This window comes from Streptomyces sp. NPDC048277 (assembly GCF_040652235.1).
GTDB lineage: Bacteria > Actinomycetota > Actinomycetes > Streptomycetales > Streptomycetaceae > Streptomyces.
On the sequence record NZ_JBEZLQ010000017.1, the window covers coordinates 240,417 to 252,655 of the forward strand.

At 71.6% G+C, this 12,239-nt stretch carries 11 protein-coding genes and 1 pseudogene; 4 read left to right on the forward strand and 8 right to left on the reverse strand.

Annotation, left to right across the window (positions count from 1 at the left end; translation table 11 throughout):
- Positions 1-9: 9 nt before the first annotated feature.
- From AB0D85_RS32940 to AB0D85_RS32950, 3 genes are all read right to left on the reverse strand, one after another.
- A complete protein-coding gene (locus tag AB0D85_RS32940) occupies positions 10-1,827 on the reverse strand; it encodes an ABC transporter family substrate-binding protein (protein WP_362328316.1) in 1,818 nt (605 codons plus the stop codon).
- A 258-nt stretch (positions 1,828-2,085) separates the two neighbouring features.
- Positions 2,086-3,126 (reverse strand): NUDIX domain-containing protein, encoded by a 1,041-nt coding sequence (locus tag AB0D85_RS32945; RefSeq protein WP_362328318.1) that lies wholly within the window; start codon positions 3,124-3,126, stop codon positions 2,086-2,088.
- 143 nt (positions 3,127-3,269) lie between these two features.
- Positions 3,270-3,461, reverse strand: a complete 192-nt coding sequence (locus AB0D85_RS32950) for a hypothetical protein (protein ID WP_362328320.1) — start codon at positions 3,459-3,461, stop codon at positions 3,270-3,272.
- A gap of 168 nt (positions 3,462-3,629) precedes the next feature.
- Between AB0D85_RS32950 and AB0D85_RS32955 the strand changes: the two genes are divergently transcribed.
- The gene (locus AB0D85_RS32955) at positions 3,630-4,004 is read left to right on the forward strand and encodes a hypothetical protein (protein ID WP_362328322.1); all 375 of its coding nucleotides are present in this window, start codon (positions 3,630-3,632) and stop codon (positions 4,002-4,004) included.
- A gap of 121 nt (positions 4,005-4,125) precedes the next feature.
- Here the strand turns inward: AB0D85_RS32955 and AB0D85_RS32960 are convergent, their stop codons facing one another.
- Positions 4,126-5,079, reverse strand: coding sequence for an ROK family protein (locus AB0D85_RS32960; protein WP_362328324.1), 954 nt, complete (start codon positions 5,077-5,079; stop codon positions 4,126-4,128).
- A gap of 189 nt (positions 5,080-5,268) precedes the next feature.
- On the opposite strand from AB0D85_RS32960, the gene AB0D85_RS32965 reads away from it, so the two are divergent.
- Entirely contained in the window at positions 5,269-6,345 is a 1,077-nt protein-coding gene (locus AB0D85_RS32965) for a LacI family DNA-binding transcriptional regulator (RefSeq protein ID WP_362328326.1), read from the forward strand.
- A 7-nt stretch (positions 6,346-6,352) separates the two neighbouring features.
- Positions 6,353-7,150 (forward strand): hypothetical protein, encoded by a 798-nt coding sequence (locus AB0D85_RS32970; RefSeq protein ID WP_362328328.1) that lies wholly within the window; start codon positions 6,353-6,355, stop codon positions 7,148-7,150.
- Here the strand turns inward: AB0D85_RS32970 and AB0D85_RS32975 are convergent.
- From AB0D85_RS32975 to AB0D85_RS32985, 3 genes and pseudogenes are all read right to left on the reverse strand, one after another.
- Positions 7,096-8,388, reverse strand: coding sequence for a hypothetical protein (locus tag AB0D85_RS32975; RefSeq protein ID WP_362328350.1), 1,293 nt, complete (start codon positions 8,386-8,388; stop codon positions 7,096-7,098). The two genes, AB0D85_RS32970 and AB0D85_RS32975, sit on opposite strands and share 55 nt — an antisense overlap.
- Before the next feature lie 51 nt (positions 8,389-8,439).
- Positions 8,440-9,332: pseudogene (locus tag AB0D85_RS32980) on the reverse strand (serine/threonine-protein kinase); the annotation flags it as partial.
- Positions 9,333-9,414: 82 nt separating this feature from the next.
- The gene (locus tag AB0D85_RS32985) at positions 9,415-10,719 is read right to left on the reverse strand and encodes an aldolase/citrate lyase family protein (RefSeq protein WP_362328330.1); all 1,305 of its coding nucleotides are present in this window, start codon (positions 10,717-10,719) and stop codon (positions 9,415-9,417) included.
- Positions 10,720-10,927: 208 nt separating this feature from the next.
- Here AB0D85_RS32985 and AB0D85_RS32990 point away from each other — a divergent pair, with 208 nt between their 5' ends.
- The gene (locus AB0D85_RS32990; RefSeq protein WP_362328332.1) at positions 10,928-11,878 is read left to right on the forward strand and encodes an endonuclease/exonuclease/phosphatase family protein; all 951 of its coding nucleotides are present in this window, start codon (positions 10,928-10,930) and stop codon (positions 11,876-11,878) included.
- A 62-nt stretch (positions 11,879-11,940) separates the two neighbouring features.
- Here AB0D85_RS32990 and AB0D85_RS32995 read toward each other — a convergent pair.
- Positions 11,941-12,239 (reverse strand): electron transfer flavoprotein subunit alpha/FixB family protein (locus AB0D85_RS32995; protein ID WP_362328334.1); only part of this gene is annotated, 299 nt, incomplete at its 5' end.

The window sequence follows — 12,239 nt, forward strand, 5'->3', positions numbered from 1 at the left end:
CAGGAGGGGTTACTTCTTGAGGCCCCACTCGCCGACGTTGTACGGCGGTCCGACATTGGTGGAGTTGTTGCGCATGTTCACGAACCGGGTCTGCACCGCGAGGAAGGTGGGCTTCTGGTACAGCGGCAGCACGTAGGCGTCGTTGACCATGATCTGGTCGGCCTGGTTGAGCAGGGCCGCGGCCTTGGTCGTGTCCGTGTCACCGATGGCCTGGCTGATCAGGGAGTCGACCTGCTTGTTGCTGTAGCCGCCGAAGTTGCCGCCGCCTCCGGTCGACCAGGTCTGCTGGGCGTTGCTGAACGGGAACGGTGAGGCCACCCAGGCGAAGACGATGATGTCGTACTGGTGGCCGGCCAGGACCGTGCCGAGGTCGGCGGCGCCGATCGGCTTGATCGTGACCTTGATCCCGAGGTTGGCGAGGTCGCTCTGCAGGATCTGGCACTCGCTCTGCCGGATCTGGTTGCCGGTGGTGTAGCGGCAGTTGAAGGGTCCGACCGCCTTGCCGTCCGGGGTCTTCAGGGCGGTACCGACTCCGGTGAACTTGGCGTCGGTGAGGTACTTCTTGGCCTTGGTGAGGTCACCCGAGCCCTGGCCGCTGGCACTGACCACGTCCTGGTAACCAGCCTGTCCGGGAACGAAGTTGTGGTTGTAGAGCTGCTTCACGCCGGGATCGAACTGGGCGACGGTCTTGGCCATGATGTCCTTGACGCTGATGGCCGTGAACATCGCCTGCCTGAGTGCCAGGTACTTGCCGATCACCGGGTTGTGCAGGTTGAGGTCGAAGTGCTCCCAGGTCAGCCCGTTGCCGATGGTGTAGGTGACGTTGGGGATGGCCTTGACCTGGTTGACGAGGTCGACCTCGGGCTGCGGGTAGATGCCCTGGACCTCGTTGTTGCGCAGCGCGATCGGCTCCTGCGTGGCGTCCGAGATCACCTTGAAGATCAGCCGCTGCAGGGTGGCCTTCTGGCCCCACCACTTCGGGTCGGGCTCGTAGGTGGCGTGGTCGTTGTCGACCCATTCGGTCATCTTGTAGGGACCCGCGGTCGCGTACTTGGTGGGCGGGTTCTTCTGGAAGTACTGCCAGCCCTCGGTCATCTGAGCGGCCGTCATATGGGCCGCGTCACCGGCCGTGGCGCCGGAGAGCTTCTCGGCGACGTGCGCCGGATACAGCGGATACCCCGCTCCGAACAGCGACTTCCAGTCGGCGTACGGCTTGGCCATCACCACGGTGACGGTCTTGCCGCCGTCGGAGCCGGTGACCGACTTGATCCGGTCGTAGCCGGCGGTGCTCTGCGGCAGACAGCCCTTGGTCTGGGTGGAGTCGCTGGCGGGCGGCGGCGGACAGTCCTTGCCGTCGTTGGTGCGCCAGTAGTAGATGAAGTCGTCGGCGGTGATCGCGGTGCCGTCGTTCCAGGACGCCTTGGGGTTGATCTTGTAGACGAGAGTCTGCGGGCTGGCGCCGGTCTGGGAAGCGGAGCTCACCAGGTCGGTGTTGAGCTTGACGCTGAAGTCCGGCTGCGGGATGTAGACCTGGGGCAGCACGGGGCTCAGGGCCTCGGCGTTCTCGAAGGTGTTGCCGTTGGTGTCCTGCACGTTCCACTGCTGGACGTTCTTCTCGATGACGTAGGTGAACGTGCCGCCGGTCTTGGTGGCGGCGGAGTTGCAGGTGTCGGCCTGGCCCTCGGTGGAGCAGGACGTGAGACCGGCCGAGGTGCCCTTGCTGCCACTGCCCCCGCCGCCTCCCCCGCTGCTGCAGGCGGCGAGCGCCAGGACGAGCCCGGCGGTCAGTGCGAGTCCCCTTGTGAGGGCCGAAGTGTGCGCGCGCATATCCCCTCCTTCGACCGGTGGATGTCCGGCCTGTGCACGGCGGCCAGCGGCCGCAAGGAAGTTGAGCTGCGCACCGACGGTAGAACGTTTGTGTACCTCCTTCACGTTCTTGTTCATACCGTCACGGCTTCAATTCACCCTCGGTTTCCCCTAGGAACCTTCCGCACCGGGCAAAGTCCTCTACACATGCCCAGGGAATGCCAAATTTGCCGCCAACCACGCCAAGAACATGGGCACTTGACACCTCATCAGGGAATGTCAACCGACCGGGACGCCGGCCTCCAGATAGAGCGCGGCGCCGCGTTCACGGGCCCGCAGCGCCCAGCGCAGCCGTTCGTAGCGCACCGGGGGCAGCATCGCGGCGGCCTCCTGCTCGGTGACGAACCGCCAGTCGCGCAGCTCGGGCCCCGGCAGCACCAGCCGCCCGGCCTCGACGGAGTCCAGCCGGCCGCCGTCGAAGAGCAGCCGCAGTCCGCCGTAGCGGGGCGGGGCGGGCTGTTCCCAGTCGACGACGAGCAGCCCGGGTACCTTCTCCAGCCGTATCCCGGTCTCCTCCTCGACCTCGCGCACGCCGGCCTGGGCGGGGGCCTCGCCGGGCTCGACGACACCGCCGGGGAACTCCCAGCCGGCCTTGTAGGTGGGGTCGACGAGCAGGACACGGTCGTGTTCGTCGAAGAGGAGGACGCCCGCGGCGATGGTCTCGGCGGTGGGTTCGGGGGTCTGCACGATGTCGCATGCCGCCGCCTCACCGCTGCCGACCGCCTCGGCGATCCGCACCGCCGTCTCGTACGGGCTGAGGTCGCTGGTGTCGACGAGGTGGGCGTCGGCGCTGATCCAGGAGGCGAGGGCGGCGCGGTAGGGCTCGATCTGGTCGTACGACCACTGCCGGACGCGCATCTCGCCGTCGGGCAGGTCGGGCGGGATCTCCCGCCCGGCTATTCGCTCGCGCAGGATCGTTTCGGCCGGGGTGAGACACAGATGCCGGACGGTGATCCGGCGAGCGGCGAGGCCGCCGAAGATCTCGTCGCGGTAGTCCTGGCGCAGCAGCGTCATGGGCACCACGAGGGTCCCGCCCAGCTCGGCGAGCATCGCGGCCGCCGAGTCGATCACCATGCGTCGCCAGATCGGCAGGTCCTGGAAGTCACCGGCCTCGGCGAGGTGCTTGGCCGGGAGCAGGTGTGCCAGTGTCCCGCCGATGACCTCGGGGTCGAAGAACGTGCTGTTCGGGATCAGTTCGATCAGTTCACGTGCGGTGGTGGTCTTACCCGCACCGAACGCGCCGTTGACCCAGACGATCACGGACTCCCCCTCTGCTGTTGGCCCCCTGTGGCTTGCCCGCTCCACACTGCCACGGAAACCAGTTCCCGTTGAGGCCGCGAAAACGGAAGGGCCGGTGCCCCCTACGGAACACCGGCACCACCGCTCCCGACCGCCCGGCCGGGTTATTTCTCCCCCAACAGGCCTTCGTCGGCCTGGAAGCTGTCCTGGCTCACGATGTGGTCGGCGTGCTCCAGGGTGTCCGAGACGTTCAGGTCGCCGAGCGGGCCGTTGTCGGCGGCGTGGGAGGGGGTGATGGCGGCCACGACGAATCCGGTGGCCAGACTGGCGATGGCGAGCATGCTGCGCTTCTTCATGCCCGTCTCAACTCCCCCGACGACCGGGGGTCACGCCCGCACCCGCGACCGGAGCAACCCGGCACGCGGGCCCCGAAACCGGGTGGCCTGGGTGATCGCGGCGCGGGTAGCGTCGGGGCTCCGACCGGCCGCCACCCGCGGCCCGGCCCGCACAGGAAGCCGTACGCCATGAGCAGCCCGCGACCGACCACGACCCTCTGGCGCCCCACCGGCCCGGTGGAGCTCGATCTGGTCCGGGAGCTGGAATGGCGCGCCTGGCCGCCCCGGCTGCCCGAGCAGCCGATCTTCTACCCGGTGCTCGACGAGGACTACGCGATCAGGATCGCCCGGGACTGGAACGTGAAGCACGACGGCGCCGGATTCGTGACCCGTTTCGAGGTCGACGCGGAGTTCGCCGGCCGCTATCCGGTCCGGCAGGCCGGCGGCAGCACGATCCTGGAGCTGTGGGTACCGGCGGAGGAACTGGACGAGTTCAACGCGCATATCGTCGGCACGATCGAGGTCGTCCACACATTCCGCCCGACCGGGCAGAACACCGGATGACCTGCGCCTCTCCGACGCAGACCGCCGCACCAGGAACCCGGCAGCCGAGCGAGCCCGGCCGGCCGGGGTTGGACCCCGGCCGGCCGGGCTTGAACGTTCCTGCGGTGTTCTGCGGGTGTCGTCAGACGCCGGCCGCCGTCGCGTCCGGCCTGCGGGCCAGTGCGGCGGCCGCGGCGCCCACCAGGCCCGCGTCCGTGCCCATCTGCGCGGGCACGATCGTCAGGCGCTGGACGAAGGAGAGGGTCGCGTAGTCGGTGAGCGCCTTGCGCAGGGGCGTGAAGAGGATGTCCCCCGCCTTGCCCACGCCCCCGCCGATCACCGCGATGTCGATCTCGACCAGGGTCGCGGTGGCCGCGATCCCGGCCGCGAGCGCCTGCGCGGCCCGCTCGAAGGAGGCCACCGCGACCGGGTCGCCGGCCCGGGCCGCGGCCGCCACCGCCGCCGCCGAGGTGTCACCGTCCGGCCCCGGCCGCCAGCCGCCCTCCACCGCCCGCCGGGCGATGTTGGGACCGCTCGCGATCCGTTCCACGCAGCCGCGCGACCCACAGGGGCACGGGTCCCCGTCGAGGTCCACGCTGATGTGGCCGATGTGGCCCGCGTTGCCCGTGGGGCCCGGATGCAGCTTGCCGCCGAGCACCAGGCCGCCGCCGACGCCCGTCGACACCACCATGCACAGCGCGTTGTCGTGGCCGCGGGCCGCGCCCTGCCAGTGTTCGGCGGCCGTGATGGCGACGCCGTCGCCGATCAGCTCGACCGGCAGCCCGCCGGCGGCCGCGCGCACCCGCTCGACCAGCGGGAAGTCCCGCCAGCCCGGCACATTGACCGGGCTCACGGTGCCGGCGGAGGCGTCCACCGGTCCCGCGCTGCCGATGCCGAGCGAGCCGGCACGTCCCCACAGGGGTGAAGCGGCGAGTTCGCCGACCACCTCCTCGACGGCCCCCATGACCGTCTCGCCGTCCTGCTGGGCGGGCGTCGCGCGCTGGGCGCGCGCCTGGATCCGTCCGTGACCGTCCACCAGAGCGCCGGCGATCTTGGTGCCGCCGATGTCGAGGGCCGCCACGAGGTCGGTGTGCATCAGAGTCAGATCTCCCCGTCAACCATGAGTAGCCGAGTGAATGGCAGTAGCCGGTCAAGCGGTGGGGGCGCAGGCCGGAGATTGCGGTGGACAGTGTCCCTCGCATCTGACAACGTTGTCCAGGCTCTATGCTCGACGCCACATCCTCATACAAACCCATGGACCTTTGCATCCCCCGTGGACAGCCCCGTGGACGACAGGACAGGACGCCGCATCGTGCCCGAGACCTCCCGCCGTGCAGACCGTCTTCCCGGCTCCCGTTACGGCACCCGGCCGACGATGAAGGACGTGGCGGCGCGCGCCGGTGTAGGCCTCAAGACGGTGTCCCGTGTGGTCAACGGCGAGCCCGGGGTGACCCCGGACACCGAGCGCCGGGTCCAGGAGGCGATCGACGCGCTGGGCTTCCGCCGCAACGACAGCGCGCGGGTACTGCGCAAGGGCCGTACCGCGAGCATCGGTCTCGTCCTGGAGGACCTCGCGGACCCGTTCTACGGCCCGCTGAGCCGCGCGGTGGAGGAGGTGGCCCGGGCCCACGGGGCGCTGCTGATCAACGGGTCCAGCGCCGAGGACCCGGACCGGGAGCAGGAGTTGGCGCTCGCGCTGTGCGCACGGCGGGTGGACGGGCTGGTGGTGATCCCGGCCGGGGACGACCACCGCTATCTGGAGCCGGAGATACGGGCGGGCGTGGCGACGGTGTTCGTGGACCGCCCGGCCGGGAAGATCGACGCCGATGTGGTGCTCTCCGACAACTACGGCGGCGCCCGCGACGGCGTCGCCCATCTGATCGCGCACGGCCACCGGCGGATCGGGTTCATCGGCGACATGCCCCGCATCCACACGGCGGCCGAGCGACTGCGCGGCTACCGGTCCGCGATGGAGGACGCCGGGATACCCGTCGAGGACGCGTGGAACTCGCTCGGCGTGACGGACCCGGAGCGGGTGCGCCGGGCGGCCGAGGAGATGCTGTCCGGCCCGTCGCCGGTCACCGCGATCTTCGCGGGCAACAACCGTGTCACGGTCACCGTGATCCGGGTGCTGGCCGAGCACACCCGCCCGGTCGCGCTCGTCGGCTTCGACGACATCGAACTCGCCGATCTGCTGACTCCGGGCCTCACCGTCGTCGCCCAGGACTCGGCCCTGCTCGGCCGCACCGCCGCCGAGCGGCTCTTCCGCCAGCTGGACGGCACGCTCCTGGCGCCGGAGCGGATCGAGCTGCCGACCCGGCTGATCACCCGCGGCTCGGGTGAGCTGCCGCCGGCGGACTGAGCCGCCCATGACGGGCCGTACGCTCGCGGAACTCGGGCTGGACGAGGCGCCGCGCGACCATCCGCTCGCCTACCCCGGCATCTGGCCCGCCGACTCCGGACTCCTCGACGGCGACCGGCTGTCACCACTGGACCGGCTGGTGTACGACGACGGCCGGGTACCGGTCCTCGCGGTCGGCTCCAACGCCTCCCCCGCCCAACTCCGGCACAAGATGGCCGAGTTCGGGGTGACCGGAACGATCCCCATGGTGCGCGCCCGGGTGACCGGCCTCGACGTGGGCGTCTCCGCGCACATCAGCCGCCTCGGCTATGTCTCCGCTTCCCCGGTCGAATCCCCTACGACGGTACGGGAGTTGTTCGTCGTCTGGCTGGACGGGCGGCAGCTGGAGGTGATCGACGCGAGCGAGGGCGTACCGCTGCCCGACGGCAACTTCGGCCGGGCCTGGCTGCCCGCCCCCGATGTACGCGTCGGCCTCGCGGACGGCACGGCCCTCCCCGGCGTCCACGCGTACGTGAACCGGCACGGCGTCCTGCACGACGGCACCGGCACGCCCCGCCGCCATCCCGGGGAGCGCGCCCTGCTCACCGAACTCCTCACCGAGTCCGCCGAGTTGAGGGGGCTTTTCGGCGTCACGCCCGAGGAGTTCTGCGCGCGGGCGCGGGCCGACGCGGAACTGTGCCGGCAGGGCACCCGGCTGTTCGCCGAGCGGAGTTGGGCGGTCGCGTCGGGGCTGGAGCGGTACGTCGGCGCTCAGCAGACGGGGAGCCCGGGGACCGGCTCGTCGTTGTCGCCGCCGCTGATGTAGACGTCGCTGATGTACACACCGGTGTTGCCGTTGTCGTCGTCGGTCCTGGCCCACCAGACGTTGGTCGACTGGCCGTGGCTCGCCCGGCGGCCCAGGTCGGCCTGGCAGTAGAAGGGGTGGCTGCCCGGGTGGACTTTGCCGACCTTGGTGCCGTCGGCGGTGTACGACTTTGCGGCGCTGGAGACCAGGCAGGTGTACGTGCCGGCACCCGTGGACTGGCAGACCGGGGCAGGGGTCGAGGTGGCAGTGGCGGTGGCGGTGCCCGAACCGGTGGCGGGGCCGGGGCTGGAGGTCCCCGCCGCCGGTGCCGTTGCGGAGGCGCGGACCGTCGGCCTGCCGTCCTGGGCGTGCGTGGCCTCACCGGCCGGAGCGGCGCTCGTCTCCTCGCCCTGTCCCATGGGATCCGGCTCGGCCGAGTGCCCTGTGTCGGCGCCGGTGACGCTCTCGGAGGCCCCGGGCGGAATCGAGGGGGCCGGGGCCGCGTCCGGCTTCGCCGGGTGGCCCTTGTCGTTCAGCAGGGCGACGGTCAGCCCGACCGTCGCGAGGACGGCGGCGACGGCCACCGTGGCAAGCCGCCCCGCCCGGCGGCCGACGCGGCGCGGTGGGGTGGGTCTCAACGGCCCGTCAGGACCGGCGGAACGGGGTACGGAGCCTAAGCCGTGGGCGGCCACCCGACCGCTGCCCTCCGCCTCGACCACCTGGCCTCCTCCGGAAAGGGGCCTCGCGCCAGGCCCCTCGACGGATTCCTGAGCAGATGGCGGCTGACCGGGGCCCCCGGACCCGGCCACCTCGCCGCGCGCCTGGCCGCCCCGGGGAAAAGCTCCCTCGGCAGACACCTCGGCGGACACCTCGACCGGCCCTTCGGCCAACGCCGGCCCGGACCCCGCGACGAATTGCCGAGCGGCGCCAGCGGCTTCGGCCGCCTGGCCGGCCCCGAGAAAAGGCCCCTCGCCGGGCATCTCGGCCGGCCCCTCGGCGAACGCCCGCCCGGCCTCCTCGGTGGATTCCTGGGCGGATGCGGCCCGGCCTGCCTCCTGGGCCTCGACCGCCTCGACGGGACCCTGGAGAGGCCCCTCGGAGCGCCCCTCGCCGGATATCTCAGCGCGTTCCTCGGCGAGTTGGCCGGCCGGTGCCTCCTTGCCGGGCCCCTCGGCGGGCCCCTCGGCGGGCCCCTCGGCGGGCCCCTCGGCGGATCCCTCGGCGGATCCCTCGGCAGGTCCCGTATCCGGACGTGCCACGGGCTCCCCGGGCGCGGGCTCCGGCCGTGCGGGCGTCCGCAGGGGCGTCGTCGGCACGTCCGTCACGGGTTCCCGGGCCACGGTCCGCAACAGTTCGCAGGCCTCCTCCGCCCCCGGCGGGAGTCGGGCCGCTTGTCCATCAGGCGCCGGAGAACGGGGGCGAGCGGGCCGGCCCTGCGGGGTTCGGGGAGGGGCTCGTCGACGATCGCGGTGAGTGTCGAGAACGTGGAGGTACGGCGGAAGGGCGAGGCGCCCTCCACGGCCGCGTACAGGGTGGCCCCGAGCGCCCAGACGTCGGAGGCCGGGCCGGGATGCGCGCCCCTTGCCCGTTCGGGTGCCAAGTAGTCGAGGGAGCCGACGAGTTCGCCGCTGTGGGTCAGGTGGGTGGCGGAGCCGTCGCCGGGGTCTTCCATGGTGGCGATGCCGAAGTCGGTGAGGACGACCCGGCCCGAGCGGTCGAGGAGGATGTTGCCGGGCTTGACGTCGCGGTGCAGGACGCCGACCCGGTGCGCCGCGGCCAGGGCGTCCATGACCTCGGCGGCGACCCGGGCGGCCTCCTGCGGGACGAGGGTGCCCCGGTCGCGCAGCACGTCGTCCAGAGAGGGGCCGTCGACCAGCTCCATGACGATCAGCGGCCGGCCGTCGACCTCGGCGATGTCGTGCACGACGATCACACCGCGATGGCGTACCCGGGCGGCGGCCCGCGCCTCGCGCTGCATCCGCATCCGCAGATCGGCCAGTTCGGGCCCGGCGCTGTCCGTGTAGGCACGCAGTTCCTTGACGGCGACCTCGCGGCCGAGGACCTCGTCGACCGCGCGCCACACCACGCCCATGCCGCCGCGCCCGAGCCGGGCCACGACCCGATACCTCCCGGCCAGCAGGCGACCGGTCCCGTCAGCCTGTCCGTACGAACCCGACACCACAGCCCCGCTCCTGACACACATGTGTGAATGGCGCACCAGAGTACGGCGCGGTGGCAGGCACGGTTCAAGTAGCCTGGAAAAGCTGTGACTTGGCCGCGACCTGCTAGTTGCCGGAGGCCGTCAGGTCACCGCGCCGGGGTGCCGCGAAGCCCTCCAGGCCGGCCCGGGTCAGACCGGTCAGCGGGGCCACCTCGGCGATGTCGAGCGCGCCGCAGTCCAGGCCGCGCAGCAGATAGCCGCTGAGGGCCTTGGCGGTGGCGGGCTCGTCCATGATGTCGCCGCCGGCGCGGTTGGCGTACCGGGCGAGCCGGGCGGCCGCCTGCTCGAACCCCTCGCGGTAGAAGGCGAAGACGGCCGCGTACCGGGTCGGGAGGTGGCCCGGGTGCATGTCCCAGCCCTGGTAGTAGGCGCGGGCCAGGGCGCGCCGGGTGAGGCCGTAGTGCAGCCGCCAGGCGTCGTGCACCTGGGCTGTGGGGCCGACCGGGAGCACGTTGGTGGAGCCGTCCGACACGCGGACGCCGGTGCCCGCGGCGGCGACCTGCATGACCGCCTTGGCGTGGTCTGCGGCCGGGTGGTCGCTGGCCTGGTAGGCGGCGGAGACGCCGAGGCAGGCGCTGTAGTCGAAGGTGCCGTAGTGCAGTCCGGTGGCGCGGCCCTCGGCGGCCTGGATCATCCGGGCGACGGTGGCGGTGCCGTCGGTGGCGAGGATGGCCTGGCTGGTCTCGATCTGGATCTCGAAGCCGATCCGGCCGGGCTCCAGGCCGTGTGCCTTCTCGAAGGCCTCCAGGAGCCGTACGAAGGCGCTCACCTGCTCGGGGTACGTCACCTTCGGCAGGGTCAGCACGAGGCCGTCGGGCAGTCCGCCGTGGGCCGTCAGCCCGGTGAGGAAGATGTCGAGGGTGCGGATGCCCCGGTCGCGTACCGCGGCCTCCATGCACTTCATCCGGATGCCCATGTACGGTGCCGCCGTCCCGTTGGCGTACGCCTCGGCGATCAGGCGCGCCGCCCGGGCCGCCGTCTCGTCCTCCTCGGCGTCGGGGCGGGGGCCGTAGCCGTCCTCGAAGTCGACCCGCAGGTCTTCGATCGGCTCGCGCTCCAGCTTGGCGCGGACGCGGGAGTGGACGGGCTCGGCGAGGTCGTCGGACAGGCCCAGGACGGCGGCGAAGGAGGCGGCGTCGGGGGCGTGTTCGCCGAGGGCGGCTAGGGCCCGGTCGCCCCAGGAGCGGATGGTGCCGGCGTCGAAGGCGTCGCCGGGAACGTAGACGGTGTGGACGGGCCGGCGGGTGCCGGGGTCGCCGGGGTAGCGGCGCTCCAGCTCTGCGTCGACCGGGGCGAGGGAGGCGCTGATCTCCTCGCTGACGGCGCCGGCGAGGCTCGTCGCCACCTTCTCCTGCTGGCCCTGACCCATCCCACGCCTCCTGTTTTCCACTGTACGGAATCAACAATCCGTTGTGTGAAGTTATCCGGGCGCCTTTGGAGTGGTCAACACCATGTCCACGGGGCGACACGCCCCCATCTGGGCATGTTCACGCTCATCACACACCTGGGTAACACACTCTCTGCGCGGACTCGCCTCCCGCACGACTCGTCCGGCCGTCGCCATCGAAGGAGCCTCCGTGCCGAACCAGCGCCGAGTCACCCGCCGTCTGGGCCTGAAGGTCCTCCTGGCCGCGGCGGTCACCGTGCCCCTCTCCAGTGCCGCGATCTCCGTCTCGTCCGCCTCCTCCACCCCGTCCGCCACCCTGCGGGCCGGCCGGGCGACCCCCTCGGCCCCGCCCCGCCGCTCGCCCCGGCTCGACGTCATGACCTTCAACCTGCGGTACGCGAGCACCGCCGAACCCAACAGCTGGAGCGACCGCAGACCCGTGATGCGCGAACTGCTGCGCCGCGCGCACCCCCAGGTCATCGGTACCCAGGAGGGCCTCTACCAGCAGCTGCGCGACATCGACGCCGACCTCGGACCGCACTACGACTGGATCGGCACCGGCCGCGAGGGCGGCAGCCGGGACGAGTCCACCGCCATCTACTACGACATCCGGCGCCTGGCCCCCGTCGAGCACTACACCTTCTGGCTCTCCGACACCCCGGAGGTGATCCGCTCCAACACCTGGAACGCCGCGTTCCCGCGCATCGTCACCTGGGTCCGCTTCCGCGATCTCGCCGACGACGGCCGGGAGTTCTACGTCGCCAACACCCACTTCGACCAGCGGAGCCAGTACGCGCGCGAGCGCAGCGCCACCCTGCTCACCCAGCGGATCGCGGAGTTCGACCCCGCGCTGCCGGTCGTGGTGACCGGCGACTTCAACGCCGCCGCGCACAAGAACCCGGCCTACACCACGCTGGTGAGCTCGGGTCTCGTCGACGCCTGGGACGCGGCCGAGCGGCGCAGCACCCTGTACGCGACCTTCCACGGCTACCACCGGCTCAAGCCGAACGGCGACCGTATCGACTGGATCCTGACCTCGCCCGGGGTGACCACCCACCAGGCGACGATCAACACCTTCTCCATGCACGGTCAGTTCCCGAGCGACCATCTGCCCGTGCAGGTCTCCCTCAGCCTGCGCTGACACGACGAGGCCCCCGTGACCGGTGCCGGTCACGGGGGCCTCGGACAGCCCGGCTGCGAGGATCAGCCCTTGCGGGCGTTGATCTCCTCGGTGAGCTGGGGGACGACGTCGAAGAGGTCGCCGACGACGCCGTAGTCGGCGAGTTCGAAGATCGGGGCCTCGGCGTCCTTGTTGACCGCCACGATGGTCTTGGAGGTCTGCATGCCGGCGCGGTGCTGGATGGCGCCGGAGATGCCGTTGGCGATGTACAGCTGCGGGGACACGCTCTTGCCGGTCTGGCCGACCTGGTTGGTGTGCGGGTACCAGCCGGCGTCGACCGCGGCGCGGGAGGCGCCGACGGCCGCGCCGAGGGAGTCGGCGA

What these genes read in the sequence shown, in the direction of transcription:
- AB0D85_RS32950 (WP_362328320.1), bottom strand. Translation starts at nt 3,461, where the DNA reads ATGAAGAAGCGCAGCATGCTCGCCATCGCCAGTCTGGCCACCGGATTC.
- AB0D85_RS32960 (WP_362328324.1), bottom strand. Translation starts at nt 5,079, where the DNA reads ATGCACACCGACCTCGTGGCGGCCCTCGACATCGGCGGCACCAAGATC.
- AB0D85_RS32940 (WP_362328316.1), bottom strand. Translation starts at nt 1,827, where the DNA reads ATGCGCGCGCACACTTCGGCCCTCACAAGGGGACTCGCACTGACCGCC.
- AB0D85_RS32955 (WP_362328322.1), top strand. Translation starts at nt 3,630, where the DNA reads ATGAGCAGCCCGCGACCGACCACGACCCTCTGGCGCCCCACCGGCCCG.
- AB0D85_RS32985 (WP_362328330.1), bottom strand. Translation starts at nt 10,719, where the DNA reads ATGGGTCAGGGCCAGCAGGAGAAGGTGGCGACGAGCCTCGCCGGCGCC.
- AB0D85_RS32970 (WP_362328328.1), top strand. Translation starts at nt 6,353, where the DNA reads ATGACGGGCCGTACGCTCGCGGAACTCGGGCTGGACGAGGCGCCGCGC.